General features: G+C 39.6%; 14 protein-coding genes and 1 riboswitch. Of the genes, 8 read left to right on the forward strand and 6 right to left on the reverse strand.

Going from position 1 to position 15814, the window contains the following annotated elements; translation table 11 throughout:
• Nucleotides 1-188: 188 nt before the first annotated feature.
• Together ADA56_RS01260 and xthA are read right to left on the reverse strand one after the other, a co-directional pair.
• Entirely contained in the window at nucleotides 189-962 is a 774-nt protein-coding gene (locus ADA56_RS01260) for a TIGR01619 family protein (RefSeq protein WP_049368832.1), read from the reverse strand.
• Nucleotides 963-971: 9 nt separating this feature from the next.
• Entirely contained in the window at nucleotides 972-1775 is an 804-nt protein-coding gene (xthA, locus tag ADA56_RS01265; RefSeq protein ID WP_049365824.1) for an exodeoxyribonuclease III, read from the reverse strand.
• Between the two features lie 232 nt (nucleotides 1776-2007).
• Here xthA and ADA56_RS01270 point away from each other — a divergent pair, with 232 nt between their 5' ends.
• A complete protein-coding gene (locus tag ADA56_RS01270) occupies nucleotides 2008-3318 on the forward strand; it encodes a cation:proton antiporter (protein ID WP_049368833.1) in 1311 nt (436 codons plus the stop codon).
• Nucleotides 3319-3328: 10 nt separating this feature from the next.
• Here ADA56_RS01270 and ADA56_RS01275 read toward each other — a convergent pair whose 3' ends face one another.
• A complete protein-coding gene (locus tag ADA56_RS01275) occupies nucleotides 3329-4006 on the reverse strand; it encodes a TIGR01621 family pseudouridine synthase (protein WP_049368834.1) in 678 nt (225 codons plus the stop codon).
• Between the two features lie 18 nt (nucleotides 4007-4024).
• On the opposite strand from ADA56_RS01275, the gene cls reads away from it, so the two are divergent.
• On the forward strand, nucleotides 4025-5485 hold the full coding sequence (cls, locus tag ADA56_RS01280) for a cardiolipin synthase (RefSeq protein ID WP_049368835.1): 1461 nt from the start codon (nucleotides 4025-4027) through the stop codon (nucleotides 5483-5485).
• A 65-nt stretch (nucleotides 5486-5550) separates the two neighbouring features.
• Here cls and ADA56_RS01285 read toward each other — a convergent pair whose 3' ends face one another.
• On the reverse strand, nucleotides 5551-7071 hold the full coding sequence (locus ADA56_RS01285; protein WP_049368836.1) for a Na+/H+ antiporter NhaC family protein: 1521 nt from the start codon (nucleotides 7069-7071) through the stop codon (nucleotides 5551-5553).
• A 60-nt stretch (nucleotides 7072-7131) separates the two neighbouring features.
• A riboswitch (Lysine riboswitch) is annotated at nucleotides 7132-7309 on the reverse strand.
• A 301-nt stretch (nucleotides 7310-7610) separates the two neighbouring features.
• Between ADA56_RS01285 and ADA56_RS01290 the strand changes: the two genes are divergently transcribed.
• The 3 genes from ADA56_RS01290 (at nucleotide 7611) to aroA (ending at nucleotide 10220) form a co-directional block, all read left to right on the forward strand.
• Nucleotides 7611-8015, forward strand: coding sequence for an H-NS family nucleoid-associated regulatory protein (locus ADA56_RS01290; protein ID WP_049365820.1), 405 nt, complete (start codon nucleotides 7611-7613; stop codon nucleotides 8013-8015).
• Nucleotides 8016-8085: 70 nt separating this feature from the next.
• Nucleotides 8086-8922: a formyltetrahydrofolate deformylase gene (purU, locus tag ADA56_RS01295; RefSeq protein ID WP_049365819.1), complete on the forward strand. Its 837-nt coding sequence runs from the start codon at nucleotides 8086-8088 to the stop codon at nucleotides 8920-8922.
• Nucleotides 8922-10220: a 3-phosphoshikimate 1-carboxyvinyltransferase gene (aroA, locus tag ADA56_RS01300; RefSeq protein ID WP_049368837.1), complete on the forward strand. Its 1299-nt coding sequence runs from the start codon at nucleotides 8922-8924 to the stop codon at nucleotides 10218-10220. The genes purU and aroA overlap by 1 nt, the downstream gene beginning before the upstream one ends.
• A gap of 83 nt (nucleotides 10221-10303) precedes the next feature.
• Here the strand turns inward: aroA and ADA56_RS01305 are convergent, their stop codons facing one another.
• Together ADA56_RS01305 and folE are read right to left on the reverse strand one after the other, a co-directional pair.
• Nucleotides 10304-11479 carry a multidrug effflux MFS transporter gene (locus tag ADA56_RS01305; protein ID WP_049368838.1) on the reverse strand — a complete coding sequence of 392 codons (1176 nt, stop codon included), beginning with the start codon at nucleotides 11477-11479 and terminating at the stop codon, nucleotides 10304-10306.
• 111 nt (nucleotides 11480-11590) lie between these two features.
• Entirely contained in the window at nucleotides 11591-12247 is a 657-nt protein-coding gene (gene folE, locus ADA56_RS01310; RefSeq protein ID WP_049368839.1) for a GTP cyclohydrolase I FolE, read from the reverse strand.
• Between the two features lie 155 nt (nucleotides 12248-12402).
• On the opposite strand from folE, the gene moeA reads away from it, so the two are divergent.
• From moeA to yedE, 3 genes are all read left to right on the forward strand, one after another.
• Nucleotides 12403-13620, forward strand: coding sequence for a molybdopterin molybdotransferase MoeA (gene moeA / locus ADA56_RS01315; RefSeq protein WP_049368840.1), 1218 nt, complete (start codon nucleotides 12403-12405; stop codon nucleotides 13618-13620).
• On the forward strand, nucleotides 13620-14342 hold the full coding sequence (moeB, locus tag ADA56_RS01320; protein ID WP_049368841.1) for a molybdopterin-synthase adenylyltransferase MoeB: 723 nt from the start codon (nucleotides 13620-13622) through the stop codon (nucleotides 14340-14342). Before moeA ends, moeB begins: the two co-directional genes overlap by 1 nt.
• Nucleotides 14343-14574: 232 nt before the next feature.
• Complete coding sequence (yedE, locus tag ADA56_RS01325; RefSeq protein ID WP_049368842.1) at nucleotides 14575-15798, forward strand: selenium metabolism membrane protein YedE/FdhT; 1224 nt, start codon at nucleotides 14575-14577, stop codon at nucleotides 15796-15798.
• Nucleotides 15799-15814 lie beyond the last annotated feature (16 nt).

Raw genomic sequence — 15814 nt, forward strand, 5'->3', positions numbered from 1 at the left:
AGAACGGTGGACTGTTAATCCATATGTCGCAGGTTCGAGTCCCGCAGGAGGAGCCAAATTTCTCTTTTGGTTTAGCTTTCGTTTGTCTCCTTTTACGAATCCTAAATTTGTAGCCAAAAGAATTTAAGCCCATCGTGTTGATGGGCTTTATTTTTATCTAATCAATGCTTATTTGATGAATTATCAGGCTAATTTAATGATGAACGATCATCCATTAAGTTATCGCATTCCCAGCCAATATAGTCGCCTGAAAACTCCATAGCGAGTTTTTCAAAGCGCTCTACCCACTCGAAGATCTCATTACTGTCTAATGAAAGCTCTTGCTCCAATTTCACCATGAAATAAGGCTGTTCATCTTCTTCCGTCTGGATGGCTTGGCTTGAATATTTCAACGTACTAAAAGACACTTTCCCAAGTGTTAGTTCATCCATAAAGGGAAACATTTTTTCTTCTTCATCAAAATGGAAAGTATGCTCAATCAAATAAGTATCACTTAAATTACGCCCTTTGCTATTCAGCATACTCAAAATCTCTTCCGTCGCATTTAATTTCATTTCCAATGGAGAAGCCAATAAGAAATCGAAATAGGTATCCCAATTGGGATCATCCTGCACATTGATTTCTGAGACAAAATCAAGCTGTTGAAGCGTTTCTTTAAGCAACGCATCGTGTTCACAATAAAAATGCATTTTTGCCTGATGGTTGCAAATAAAGTGCCCTGCAAAGAAAACATTCGGAAGTGCGGTCAATTGTGCAAGGATTTTAAAAAGACGGTTAATCAATTTTTCATATTCGCCTTCATTTGGTAAACCGTCCTCATCTCCCTGATAAGGCACGGTAAATTGCACAACCTTACTGAGATGTTTACCATGATAAACATCTAAATCTTCAATATTTGCGGTAAACACGGCAGGCATACCATTCACTTGTGAACGGTAATTCTGCCAATTTGCCATATCCATGCTGCTTTCCTATTTAAACTCTGCCCAGATTGGTGCGTGATCGGACGGTTTTTCCATCGCACGAATATCCAATGCAATGCCAACGTCCACGCAACGCTCTGCTAATTGATGATTCACTAAAATATGATCGATACGTAATCCACGGTTATCATCGAAACCTTTTGAGCGATAATCAAACCACGAGAACTTGTCATTGACTGTTGGATTTAATTTGCGGAACGTATCTTCCAATCCATAATCGTATAAGCGTTGATACCATTCACGCTCTTCGGGTAAGAATGAACATTTACCAGTACGCAACCAACGTTTGCGGTTTTCATCGCCGATACCAATATCCAAATCGCTTGGACTGATATTCATATCGCCCATAATTAAAACCGGATTGGCTTTATCATGATCTTGTTCTAAATAACGTTGAAGATCCGCATAAAATTTTTCTTTTGCCGGGAACTTGGTTTCATGTGCACGGCTTTCGCCTTGTGGAAAATAGCCATTAATTACCGTTAACAAACCAAATGGGGTTTCTAAATCTGCCATAATAATGCGTTTTTGCGCATCTTCATTATCTGTTGGAAAACCACGACGTACCGCTTTGGGTTCTTGTTTAGTTAATAAGGCTACACCATAGTGGCCTTTTTGCCCGTGATGAAAAACGTGATAACCCAGATTTTCAGTAATCGCATAAGGAAAATCCTCATCCGCTACTTTGATTTCTTGTAAACCAATCACATCCGGTTGGTATTTTTCAATAATTGCTTCAAGTTGATGAGGACGGGCACGTAAACCATTAATATTAAAAGAGATAAATTTCATTTTTGTTCCTAATGTGAAAAATTGGGTCTATTATACAAAATAATTGAAATCTTAACCGCACTTTTCCTCTGTAATGGGAGAAGTTACGCCTATTAATGTGATTACGCTTCAGTTGCAATCAAATGAATTTTACCCTTCGTTCTCATTAAAATTTTTCCTAAAAACGCACTTTATAAATAAAACTAACTTGCTTATACTGGCGGCGCTTTTATTACTTTACTCGGATCATTTTATGAATATTTATACTTACTTGTGTTTTCTCACCACAATAGCCATTCTTATCAGTTTTATCACACGTAAACTGAACGATAATATCCAATATACTATTGCCATCACAGCCACCTCCATGGCGGGCTCGCTTTTCCTAGTGTTATTGGGATATTTCGGCTGGTTTAATTTGGATGACATTGCAACACGCGTCATCGAACGCATTGATTTTAAAGATTTCTTATTGAACGGGATTTTAGGCTTTTTGCTCTTTGCCGGCGCCTTGGGCATTAAGCTTCCAGTCTTAAACAATCAAAAATGGGAAATTACCATTTTTGCTCTATTCTCTACGCTTGCCTCCACCTTTTTCATTGGTTTTCTACTTTATGGTGTTGCCTTACTTTTCGGCTGGCATATTGATTTAATTTACTGCATCTTATTTGGTGCACTCATCTCGCCTGATGACCCGATTGCCGTACTTGCCATTATCAAAAACTTAAAAGCACCAAAACGCTTATCTATGCAAGTGGAAGGCGAATCACTTTTTAATGATGGGATTGGCTTGGTAATTTTTACCACGGTTTTTGCTGTCGCATTTGGCGGTCATGAACCGACAGCAAGCGGCATTCTCCATTTATTTTTTAAAGAAGCTTTAGGCGGGATTGCATTTGGATTGGTTTTAGGTCTCTTCGCCCATTATCTGATTTCAGCTACCGATGATGGTTCGTTAGAAATTCTTTTGACCTTAATCGTACCCACTGCGGGCTTTATGCTTGCTAATCTCTTACATGTATCAGGTGCATTAGCGATGGTTGTCGCGGGGATTTTAATTGGTAACTGGACAAGATACACAGGCTTTTCTCAACAAAGCCAACGCTATTTAGATCACTTTTGGGAAATGATCGATCACTTCCTTAACTCCTTACTCTTTATCTTGATCGGTTTAGCGATTTTATTGATTCATGTGTCTTGGCAAGGGTTAATCTTAATTTTCCTTGCTATTCCGGTTTGCTTAATCTGTCGATATGCAAGTGTCTGGTTACCATTCCAAGTCATGAAACGTTATCGTAAATACAATCCTTACACCATGAAAGTACTTACTTGGGGCGCATTACGAGGGGGATTAGCGCTCGCTATGGCGCTTTCTATTCCAAGTGGTCAATTTTATATTGAAGGATTAGAAATGGATGTTCGCGATCTTATTTTAGGTATGACGTATGCGGTAGTGGCATTCTCCATTCTCGTACAAGGTATGACAATTGAGACCTTAATTCGTAAATCAAAAGAAGCCACCATGCGTGAACGTGGCTATACGGGTATCGGATTAGCGAAATAAACGTTATTGATTATTTCTTTGGCTCAGCATTTGCTGAGCCAAATTTTTGAATCTGAGATTGAACGTTCTCACGATGCCACCACTCTCCTTCTTTCGGAGGGGTAAACACATCAAATGCTTGACCTTTAAATTCAAATTGCAATCTTGCAGCATGTAAATAAGTGCGGTCAATTTTTTCAGTGTTTTTACCATAAAGCGCATCGCCTAAAATCGGACTCCCTAAGCTTTTCATCGCCACACGCAATTGATGGGTTTTACCAGTTTGTGGCTTTAAGATAAATAATCGTAAATTAGGCTCACAACTTACACTTTCAAAACGCGTAATTGCGGGATTTTCTTTCGATTGGCAAAGTTTCCAAGCCCCATTACGAGCCTTTTGCATATCGCCGACAATCAATCCTTGCTTCTTTTTGGGCTTTTGATTGCTGAGTGCAAGATAAGTCTTTTGGATATGATGTTCAGAAAAAAGTCGGAAAAATTCAGCCGCACTTTCAGCATTCAATGCAAAGATGAGTAAACCTGATGTCACTTTATCTAACCGATGCACAAGCCAGACTTGTGGCACGCCAAACTGCTCAGCAAGCAAAGTGGTTAAACCAATTTCACTTTGATCTTTATGCACACTTATCCCACAAGGCTTATAAATAATGATAAAATCATCGGTCTGATAAATAATGTCTAATTTCATAAGTGCGGTCAAAAATTAATGAGTTTTGAACATATTATACTGGTTTATATTATTCCCGTGTTAATTTGGGTAGCAGTTATTTCTGTCACCTTGCGTTTACTCGTCAAAAAACAAGCGGTTTCTGCTACGTTGTCATGGCTGATGATTATCTACCTTGTGCCACTGATTGGCGTCATTGCTTATTTAATTTTTGGTGAGATTAAACTCGGTACGCGCCGAGCCAAAGCCTTTCAGTTGTTAAAACCTAAATATACCCAATGGCTTCAGCAACTGTCAGAACAAAAAGATCTGGTTACACATTCCCAGGATCCTCGTTATCGTGCTTTATTTAAACTAGTCCACCACCGCTTAGGTATTCCGAACATTCGAGGTAATGAATTACATATTCTCGACACGCCAGAAAGCATCATTCGAAGTATCATTCGTGATATTCAACAAGCACATCATTCCATTAATATGGTGTTCTATATTTGGAGCAATGATGGCATGATTAATGAAGTGAAACAAGCCTTAGAAGAAGCCGTGCAACGTGGAGTTAAAGTTTGTCTTTTACTCGATTCCGTTGGCAGTAATGCTTTTTTGAAAAGCCCTGTTTGTAAAGAAATGCGAGCAAAAGGCATTGAAATTACCGAAGCGCTACATGTAAATTTATTCCGGATGTTCTTCAGCCGAATTGATTTACGTCAACATCGTAAAATCATCATCATTGATAATCAAATTGCCTATACAGGCAGTATGAATATGGTAGACCCAAATTTCTTCAAACAAGACAGCAACGTAGGCAATTGGATAGACGTGATGGTACGAATCAACGGTCCTGTTTCACCGATTTTAAACAGCTTACATGCTTGGGATTGGGAAATTGAAACCATGGAAGAATTACCTCTTTTATTGCCAAATTGTCCACTTGTGGAAATTGACGATAACGACACCCATTCTGTGCAAGTTATTGCGAGTGGTCCCGCATTCCCAGATGATTTAATAGCTCAATCTCTTGCAACAGTCATTTATGCTGCAAGAGAAAGTATTGTGATCACTTCACCTTACTTTGTGCCAAGTCACAATATTGCTGAAGCATTACGCATTGCCGCATTCCGAGGTGTTGATATCACGCTTATTTTACCTAAAAACAATGATTCCTTGATGGTTCGTTGGGCGAGCCGAACGTTCTTTGATGATTTACTTGAAGCAGGTGTAAAAATTTATCATTTTGAAGCAGGACTTCTACATACAAAAAGTGTGTTAATCGATAATAAGCTCGCACTCGTTGGTACAGTAAATATGGATTTACGCAGTTTCCTGCTTAACTTTGAAATCACCGTTGCCGTAGAAGATCGTAATTTTGCCAATGAAGTGGCCACACTTCATGAAAATTATTTAGCGAACTCTTCCGCTCTCGATATGCAAGAATGGATCAATCGTCCTTTCTATCATCGAATCATCGAGCGGTTATTTTTCTTGTTTAGTCCATTACTCTAATTTTCACAATAAATACAAAAAGGGCGTACCACACGGTACGCCCTTTCTTTTTTTCACGTTTATGCTTAACGTTTTTTCACGATAAACACTAAAGCTACTAAAACAACTGCTGTTGTCACAAATCCAGCTAAACCTGATTCTGTAAAGCCTACTACAATGTAGCCCACAGCACTTGCTGTTGCAACAGTTGCTGCATAAGGTAATTGTGTGGTGACGTGATCCATGTGGTTACATTTTGCCCCAGTTGACGACAGAATCGTTGTATCCGAAACCGGTGAACAGTGATCGCCGCATACCGCGCCTGCCATAACTGCAGACAAACAAGGAAGTAATAATTCTGGTGCTGAGTTAGTCGCCATTGCCGCAGCGATTGGTAACATAATACCAAATGTCCCCCAGCTTGTCCCTGTTGAGAATGCCATTGCTGAACCAAGGATAAATAAAATCACTGGTAAAAATTGAACTGGAATGCTGCCACTCACTAAAGAAGATAAGTATTTACCGGTTTGTGCATCACCCACCACTTTATTGATTGTCCACGCAAAGAACAGGATTGCAATTGCACCTAACATAGATTTAATACCGGCAATCCATGCTTTTCCATATTCTTGTAAAGAAACTTGGCGCTCAAGAATAATCAATAATGTTGACATAGCAACCGCACTTGAACCACCAACAACAAGCGAAATACCTACTGTTGTATTTTCAAATGCACCTAAGAGGCTAAATGGTTTTCCATCCGCCGCTAAGGCCTCACTACCCGTATGAATCATCATGAAAACAGTGACGGTAATTAAGACTAAAATCGGTAAAATTAAGTTGCGAACTTTACCTTTCACACCTTCAATGACTTCTTCTTTATAATCGCGCTCCATCGCTAATTTTTCATGACGTGCCATTGATGCAATATCAAATGAGAAATAGGCCACAAAGAATACCATTAATAATGAGAAGATCGCATAGTAGTTCATTGAACTCATAGCAACGAATGCGCCCATTGGGGTATAAGAGGTAATAGAATACGTCGCCAATAAACCTGCTACAAGAGTAATAATGTATGCCCCCCAGCTTGATACTGGCATCATGACACACATTGGTGCAGCAGTAGAATCAAGAATGTACGCTAATTTTGCACGAGAAACTTTGAAACGATCAGTAACTGGACGTGCAATCGCACCGACAGCAAGACTGTGGAAGTAATCATCGATAAATGTCACAAACACTAAAGATGCCGCTAATAATTTCGCACCGCGACGACCTTTAATTTTATTTTGTGCCCATTCAGCAAACGCACGGTTGCTGCCTGACACAGTTAAAAGTGCGGTCAATACGCCAAGTAAAACTAAGAAAAACACGATATTCATATTTGAATTCATGCCTTCTTCGCTACTATAAACTAATGCCACAACATTATCTTTTAAATAAATAAGTGCATTCAATGGATTGAAATCAACCAACATTAACGCACCGACAATAATCCCAGCACTGAGGGACACCAAAACCCGACGAGTTGCAATTGCTAAAATAATCGCAAGTAATGCGGGTATAATTGAATAAATAGATGAAGAATAATCGACTAGTTCCATTAAGTTATACCTAATAATTTAATGGAGACAACGGCAAGAAAAGACACAATTATGACCAGACCGAACCGTAGCGCTCCATAGTTAATACACAAAAACTATGACAGTCACGTTCCTTTCGAAGACGTGACCAACCGAATAAGATGACGCCTATTCGATTTCGGCAATCATTCCTTTCCTTTCCCTTCAACGCTATCCACTCCAGGAAAATACTTATAATGACCGCACCTCTACTGTTGTATAGGATGGTGAGAGATTACATTAAAATGAATAAAATTACCAATAAAATCTTGCACTTTCAGTGAAATCTATTCTTTTATTAAAAATGACGTATTAAGTTGTTAATTCATTGTTACACAATTTTATGAGTGAACGATTGCAATAGTATAGAAAACAGGTCACTCCATAATATGGAGTATGATGAGATCAGACCAATTAATTCTTTAATTTAGACGAATTAATATTTACCAAATATATTATTTTCGTTATTATTGTCTTCCTTAAAATAATTAAGCATTCACACACATAAAAAAGAGGACATCATGAACGAATTAACAAAAGGTTTAACTAACCTTCGTAGTTTACGCGCCGCTGTACGCGATTTAACATTAGAACAAGCTGAAAGTTCACTTTTAAAATTACAAGCTGCTGTTGAAGAAAAACGTGCTCAAGCAGCTGAAATTGAACAAGCTGAACAAGAGCGTCGTGCGCGTATCGCAAAATATAAAGAATTAATTAAACAAGAAGGCATCACTGCGGAAGAATTAACCGCTATTATTGGTATTGCGCCTTCTTCAATTCGTAAAAAACGTGAACCTCGCCCAGCAAAATACAAATATACTGATGAAACTGGTCAAGAAAGAACATGGACTGGTCAAGGCCGTACACCTCGTGTGATTCAAAAAGCCTTAGATAAAGGTGCCTCTTTAGCTTCTTTTGAAATCTAATTTCACATTAACAATGTAGAACCCATTTTTATGGGTTCTCTTTTTTTATTTATCTTGCAAAATATTCATTATGTTAGAAAAGAAAATATTACTGACTGACTGCCCTGATGATAAAGGCTTAATCGCCAAAATCACCAATATTTGTTACAAACATCAATTAAATATTCTTCACAATAATGAGTTCGTTGATTTCGAAACAAAGCATTTCTTTATGCGTACCGAATTGGAAGGTATTTTCAACGAAGAAACTTTGTTAGCTGACTTAAATTATAGCTTGCCAGCTGGGACAAATTGCCGCCTAATCAGTGCTAAACGTAAACGTATCGTGATTTTAGTCACCAAAGAAGCGCACTGCTTAGGTGATATTTTAATGAAAAATTACTACGGTGCATTAGATGTAGAAATTGCGGCAGTAATTGGTAATCACGATAATTTACGCGAATTAGTTGAACGCTTTGATATTCCATTCCATTGTGTCAGCCATGAAGGCCTCACGCGTGTGGAACACGATAAATTACTTGCTGAAAAAATTGATGAATATGCGCCTGATTACATTGTATTAGCAAAATATATGCGTGTATTAAATCCAGAATTCGTGGCGCGTTATCCAAATCGTGTGATTAATATTCACCACTCATTCTTACCCGCATTTATTGGTGCCAAACCCTATCAACAAGCTTATGAGCGCGGCGTAAAAATTATTGGTGCAACAGCCCACTTTATTAATAACGAATTGGATCAAGGTCCGATCATTATGCAAAATGTGATTAATGTGGATCACACCTACTCTGCCGATGCCATGATGCGTGCAGGGCGTGATGTGGAAAAAACAGTATTAAGCCGTGCGCTTGATCTTGCCTTACATGATCGTATTTTTGTGTATAAAAACAAAACGGTGGTCTTGTAATGAAAGCTATCACCTTAGAGCCGATTTCTCTTATTGAAGGTGAAATCAACTTACCTGGTTCGAAAAGTTTATCGAACCGAGCATTATTATTAGCGGCATTAGCTAAAGGCACCACAACGGTCACTAACCTGTTAGACAGTGATGATATTCGTCATATGTTAAACGCCCTTAAAGCGTTAGGGGTGAATTACCAACTTTCTGAAGATAAAACTTGCTGTGAAGTTGAAGGCTTAGGTGGTGCATTTCAAGTTGAAAATGGCTTATCACTTTTTCTTGGCAATGCTGGTACGGCCATGCGTCCTTTGACGGCTGCACTTTGTTTAAAAGGCAAAACTGAAGGCGAAGTCATTTTGACTGGTGAGCCACGTATGAAAGAGCGCCCAATCAAACATTTGGTTGATGCGCTTCTTCAAGCGGGTGCCGATGTTCGTTATTTAGAAAATGACGGCTACCCTCCACTTGCAATTCGCAATCAAGGGATTAAAGGTGGCGTAGTTGAAATTGACGGTTCAATTTCTTCTCAATTTTTGACCGCACTTTTAATGGCTGCTCCGCTTGCTGAGGGCGATTTAGATATCCATATTGTGGGTGATTTAGTCTCAAAACCTTATATTGATATCACCCTCGCGATGATGAAAGATTTTGGTGTTTCGGTTGAAAATCAAGATTATCAAGTGTTTAAGGTGAAAGGTAACCAATCCTATGTGTCACCGGGCAAATACATGGTGGAAGGTGATGCTTCATCTGCTTCTTATTTCCTCGCCGCTGCCGCAATTAAAGGCAACGTAAAAGTGACAGGAATTGGCAAACATTCCATTCAAGGCGACCGTCTATTTGCCGATGTGCTAGAAAAAATGGGTGCAAAAATCACTTGGAGTGAAGATTTTATTCAGGCAGAACAAGCTGAGCTCCATGGCATTGATATGGATATGAACCACATTCCTGATGCAGCCATGACGATTGCCACAACTGCCTTATTTGCAAAGGGTGAAACCGTTATTCGCAATATTTATAACTGGCGAGTGAAAGAAACTGATCGCCTTGCTGCAATGGCTGCTGAGTTACGAAAAGTCGGTGCGGAAGTTGAAGAAGGTGAAGATTTTATTCGAATTCAACCGCTTGCCCTTTCTCAATTTAAACATGCCGAAATTGAGACCTATAACGATCATCGTATGGCAATGTGCTTTGCTCTAATTGCATTGTCGGATACCCCCGTCACGATTTTAGATCCAAAATGTACGGCTAAAACGTTCCCAACATTCTTCGATGAATTTGAGAAATTAAGTATTCGAAACTAATTGCTAAAATAACAAAAGGCAAACAAATTGATGTTCGCCTTTTTCTTTTTTAAAACACCGTCAAAAATGACCGCACTTTTCAACTACTCTGCTGAAGTTGGGATTTTATGGCGAATCATCCAATAGATACTCAAAGCAAGTAAGGCACAGATTAGAATAACGAAGGATGTTGAATAGAAAATATTGCCGATACCCACTAACGGAGATACTACACCACCTAAAAAGAAAGGTGCAAAACCTAACAAAGCGGATGCACTGCCTGCATATTGGCGCTCACTTTCCATGGCTAAAGAAGAAATAGCCGGGAAAGTAATACCCATTAATAACAACATTGCAAAGAAACCGATTTCAATAAATAACCAGTAAGGCTGAATAATCAATACCGCAATGGTATAAAGTGCAGCAACCACAAAAGCAAAAACACCAATAGCTAAAGCCTGACGATTTGGCAATTTACCGCCAATATTTGCTCCAATGACTAACGCTGCCCCATTTGCACCAAAACATAAACTAAAGATAAATGCACTCAACCCATAGAAGCTTTGGAAAATAAATGGCGAAGCCGCAATATAGGCAAACATGGAACCAAGCAAGAAACTTTGAATTCCTACATAGCTCATAAATAAGCGATTTTTGATAATCACACCAAAAGTCAAAAAGGTGGAAAATATTGAACCTTGTAAGCGATTTTCGACACTTAAGCTTTCTTTTAGACGGAAGCTGAAAATCAAAACAATCACACCAATCAATGCAAGGAAAACAAATACACCTTTCCAACTGATGTATTCCAACAATAAACTACCAAGGATTGGTGAAATAATTGGCGCGAGTCCATTAATTGTCATTAATAAACCAAAGAAACGTGTCATTTCACGCCCACGATAAAGATCCGTTGCAACCGCACGAGAAATAACAACACTTCCTGCCGAAGAAAGTCCTTGAATCACACGCAAAACAATCATCGTTTCAATATTTGGTGAAAACACAATTAAAACCGTACTGATGATATAAATGACTAATGAAATAATAAGCGGTTTTTTTCGACCAAATTTATCACTGAGTGGCCCAAGAAGTAACTGTCCTAGCGCTAAACCAATCATGGCTGTGGTAAGCGTAAGCTGTGTCATTGAGGCATTCGTTTCAAAAAAGCTCGCGAGTTGTGGCAGTGAAGGTAAATAAAGATCCACTACAAATGGTCCAAATGCAGAAAGGACGCCGAGTAATAAAACAAGAAAAAGTTTTGAATTTGCTTTCGCCATGAAAATCCTCAAGAAAAATAAAAATCGAAATAAAAATGAAAGGGCAGATTTTAACCTATATCCGTACAATTAATAAACAAAAAAGCACCGATTATTCGGTGCTTTTGCTCATTACTTCTGAATAGAAGATAAAAATTCTTTGCGAGTTTCGCGATCTTCTAAAAAGACCCCACCATAGGCTGATGTCACAGTATAACTGTGGGTATCTTTTACCCCGCGAGCTTTCACACAGAAATGTGTCGCTTTTACATAAACTGCCACATCATCGGTTTCTAAAATGGTTTGAAATGCCGTTAAAAGCTGTTCGGTTAAACGCTCTTGTACTTGTGGGCGCTGTGCAAAAAACGCCACAATGCGATTGATTTTAGACAAGCCAATCACCCAATCTTTTGGATAATATGCCACAGCAACATTGCCATCAATTGTCACAAAATGGTGTTCGCAAGTACTGGTCAACGTGATGTCATTCACTTGCACCATTTCGCTCACTTTCATTTGGTTTTTGATTTTTGTCATTTTCGGGAAATTGGCATAATCCATTCCACTGAAAATTTCATCAATAAACATTTTAGCTAAGCGATTTGGTGTTTCTTCTAGGCTATCATCACGTAGATCTAACCCAATCAATTTCATCACTTCTCGCATATGCGAAGCAATCGCCGCACGGCGCTCATCTTTACATTGAGTCGGATCAATCATTGGTGTTTCGATGCCTTTGGCTACCAAGGCTCGGCGGACACTTTCCGCATCAGGTGAAATAGCGTTCATTCACTTTCCATTTATAAAAAAATAATGCGTTATTTTAGCAAAAGATGAATTATTCGTAAAATGCGAAAAATCACCCTAATTTATTAATTTCCTTCATATTGTATTTCGGGCTACAATATATCCACTTTTATTTCGCTCAACCCAAAGGATTGATTATGTTGCCACTTGAAGATGCCTTGGCGCAAATGCTCAACCAACTTCCCTTCCCTACAAAAACTGAAACACTGGCTTTAACTGAAGCCGCTGATCGTGTCTGTGCGGAAGATGTGATTTCTCCGATTAACGTACCTTCTTTTGATAACTCCGCGATGGATGGCTATGCAGTTCGTTTAGCCGATTTACAGCAATCCATGACGCTTTCTATTGCGGGAAAATCCTTTGCAGGTAATCCGTTTCAAGGAAAATGGGGAGCACAAAGTGCGGTCAGAATTATGACGGGTGCAATGATTCCTGAAGGTGCCGATGCGGTAGTCATGCAAGAAGATGTCACGGTCAATGAAGATGGTTCTGTTACCTTTGCGGCCTTACCTAAAGCCAATCAGAATATTCGCCGTATTGGTGAAGATGTAAAAAAAGGTGATGTGGTATTACATCAAGGCGATGAGTTAAATGCCGTATCTTTACCTTTACTTGCTTCATTAGGCATCGCTGAAGTCAAAGCTTACCCACGATTAAAAGTGGCCGTGCTTTCAACTGGCGATGAATTAGTGCCTGTCGGTCAAGCGTTACAAGCGGGACAAATTTACGATACAAACCGCTTCACTGTGAAATTAATGCTAGAAAAATTAAATTGTGACGTGCTCGATTTCGGTATTCTGCCTGATAACCAAGCAGAATTTGAAGCGGCTTTTGTGAAAGCGCAAGCTCAAGCAGATCTTGTCATCACAAGCGGTGGCGTTTCGGTGGGTGAAGCTGACTTCACGAAAACTGTGTTAGAAAAAGTCGGTCAGGTGAATTTCTGGAAAATTGCGATGAAACCAGGCAAGCCATTTGCATTTGGTAAATTAGAAAATGCTTGGTTCTGCGGTTTACCCGGCAATCCGGTTTCTGCATTAGTGACATTCTATCAATTAGTTCAACCGGCTATTGCCAAATTAAGCGGTAAAAAACACCCGAAAAAACAACCGCACTTTCAAGCGATTGCCCAAACTAATTTGAAAAAATCACCAGGACGTTTAGATTTCCAACGTGGTTTCTATCAAATTAATGAAAATGGTCAACTTGAAGTGCACCCTGTTGGTTTCCAAGGCTCGCATTTATTCAGTTCTTTTGTGAAAAGTAACTGCTTCATTCGCCTTGAAAAAGATCGCGGCAATGTCGCTGCGGGCGAAATCGTCACCATTGAACCGTTTAATCACCTATTGGGGCAATAATGGCTGAATTAAGCTACGAAGAAGAACTGCGTTATAACCGCCAAATCATCTTAAAAGCGGTTGATTTTGACGGACAAGAAAAACTCAAAGACAGCCGCATGTTAATTGTCGGTCTGGGCGGTTTAGGTTGTGCGGCAAGTCAATATCTTGCAGCTGCTGGCGTGGGTCATTTAACCTTGTTAGATTTCGACACCGTATCGCTTTCCAATTTACAACGTCAGGTGTTACATACTGATAGCCGATTAAATATGCCTAAAGTGGAATCGGCAAAAATCGCGTTACAACAAATTAATCCACACGTCGAAATTGAAACCATCAATGCGCAACTTTCCGAAGAAAAACTCGCGGAAATCATACCGCACTTTGATGTGATATTAGATTGTACCGATAACGTGGATATTCGTAATGCGCTCGATCGTGGGTGCGAACAAGCGAAGATCCCGCTTGTTTCTGGTGCTGCGATCCGTTTAGAAGGACAGGTTTCCGTCTTTACTTATGAACCCAATACCCCAACCTATCGCCAACTTAGCCAACTCTTTGGACAAAACGTTTTAAGCTGTGTAGAAGCTGGCGTACTGGCGCCAATCGTGGGGATTGTTGGCTCTATTCAAGCCTTAGAAGCCATCAAAGTGCGGTTAAAAATCGGTTCAAATTTATGTGGACGCTTATTGTTAATCGATGGATTAACCATGCGTGTACGAGAAATGAAATTGCCTGTTTAACTTTTCTATCAATATTTAGACAGACAGTAAGTCTGTCTAAATCCTAAATTACCCACAAATAATTATCCCTCCCCTCGTGCATTGCCAAAAAACAAATGCTATTATCTTGCTCGACAATTCATTTGTCTTATATCGCAAGTTTTGTGTATAGGAAAATGGCAGACACTTCAAAATATCTTCATTTTATACCTCACTTGCAAATCATCATTTCAATTTAAGGATTTATTCACTAATGAAAGAGATTTTGCAGCAATTCAAACAAAATTATCTGATCAAATACTGGAATCCTGTCGCGGCAGTTATTGCTGCGGGGCTTATTTCAGCTTATTACTTTGGGGTAACTGGCACTTATTGGGCGGTTACTGGAGAATTTACCCGTTGGGGTGGACATGCTTTGCAAGCTCTAGGTGTCGATGTGTCCGACTGGAGCTACTATAAAATTATCGGCATGCAAGGCACGATCTTCACCCGTATTGATGGCGTGATGATTTTAGGTATGTTCGCGGGTTGCATTTCGGCTGCACTTTGGGCAAACAACGTAAAATGGCGTAATCAACCACACAAACGTCGTATTGTTCAAGCCCTCATTGGTGGTGCATTAGCCGGTTTCGGTGCACGTTTAGCAATGGGCTGCAACCTTGCCTCTCTCTTCACCGGTATTCCTCAATTTTCTGTTCACGCCTGGTTCTTTACTATTGCCACAGCCGTAGGTACTTATGCAGGGGTAAAAGTCACCTTACTTCCGATATTCCGTGTGAAATTAGAATTGAAAAAAGGTGCAGCAAAATTACAAGAAACGGATCCGAAACAAGCGAATCGTCGTTTTTGGATTGGTATGGTGGTCTTTTTTGCTTACCTGATTGCTTCACTTTATGTGATGACAAACTCCGTCAAACTGGGTTTTGCGATGCTTTGTGGGTTAGCTTTCGGCTTATTAATTGAACGCGCTCAAATCTGCTTTACTTCCGCTTTCCGTGATTTATGGGTAACCGGCCGTGCTTATATGGCAAAAGCCATCATCTTCGGTATTCTCGTGGGTACGCTTGGCGTATTCAGCTACATTCAATTAGGCGTGCCGGCCAAAATCATGTGGGCGGGTCCAAATGCAATTATCGGTGGTTTATTATTTGGCTTCGGTATTGTATTAGCAGGCGGATGTGAAACCGGTTGGATGTATCGCTCAATGGAAGGTCAAGTTCACTTTATGTGGGTAGGTGTGGGTAACGTTGTTGGTTCAACCTATTTAGCCTACGCATGGGACGATCTTGCCCCTGTACTTGCGTTAGATTACGAAAAACTTAATTTATTGAAATCCTTTGGCCCTGTTGGCGGTTTATTAGTGAATTACGGCTTGCTTATTCTTTGCTTAATCGCTGTTGTTTGGTGGGAACGCCACTTCTTGAAAAAAGCTAAAGCAAAAATTGCGGCAGCGAATCCACAAGCTTGTGGTTGCTAATTAAATATTAACGAAT

The sequence above is a fragment of the Parahaemophilus parainfluenzae genome, from assembly GCF_001055095.1.
Lineage (GTDB): Bacteria > Pseudomonadota > Gammaproteobacteria > Enterobacterales > Pasteurellaceae > Haemophilus_D > Haemophilus_D parainfluenzae_Z.

Bases quoted from the DNA above. Each gene is read 5' to 3' on its own strand.
- moeA (WP_049368840.1), top strand. From the start codon at position 12,403: ATGTTGCCACTTGAAGATGCCTTGGCGCAAATGCTCAACCAACTTCCC.
- purU (WP_049365819.1), top strand. From the start codon at position 8,086: ATGTTAGAAAAGAAAATATTACTGACTGACTGCCCTGATGATAAAGGC.
- cls (WP_049368835.1), top strand. From the start codon at position 4,025: ATGAGTTTTGAACATATTATACTGGTTTATATTATTCCCGTGTTAATT.
- ADA56_RS01260 (WP_049368832.1), bottom strand. From the start codon at position 962: ATGGATATGGCAAATTGGCAGAATTACCGTTCACAAGTGAATGGTATG.
- ADA56_RS01285 (WP_049368836.1), bottom strand. From the start codon at position 7,071: ATGGAACTAGTCGATTATTCTTCATCTATTTATTCAATTATACCCGCA.
- xthA (WP_049365824.1), bottom strand. From the start codon at position 1,775: ATGAAATTTATCTCTTTTAATATTAATGGTTTACGTGCCCGTCCTCAT.
- ADA56_RS01270 (WP_049368833.1), top strand. From the start codon at position 2,008: ATGAATATTTATACTTACTTGTGTTTTCTCACCACAATAGCCATTCTT.
- folE (WP_049368839.1), bottom strand. From the start codon at position 12,247: ATGAACGCTATTTCACCTGATGCGGAAAGTGTCCGCCGAGCCTTGGTA.
- aroA (WP_049368837.1), top strand. From the start codon at position 8,922: ATGAAAGCTATCACCTTAGAGCCGATTTCTCTTATTGAAGGTGAAATC.
- ADA56_RS01290 (WP_049365820.1), top strand. From the start codon at position 7,611: ATGAACGAATTAACAAAAGGTTTAACTAACCTTCGTAGTTTACGCGCC.
- yedE (WP_049368842.1), top strand. From the start codon at position 14,575: ATGAAAGAGATTTTGCAGCAATTCAAACAAAATTATCTGATCAAATAC.
- ADA56_RS01305 (WP_049368838.1), bottom strand. From the start codon at position 11,479: ATGGCGAAAGCAAATTCAAAACTTTTTCTTGTTTTATTACTCGGCGTC.
- ADA56_RS01275 (WP_049368834.1), bottom strand. From the start codon at position 4,006: ATGAAATTAGACATTATTTATCAGACCGATGATTTTATCATTATTTAT.
- moeB (WP_049368841.1), top strand. From the start codon at position 13,620: ATGGCTGAATTAAGCTACGAAGAAGAACTGCGTTATAACCGCCAAATC.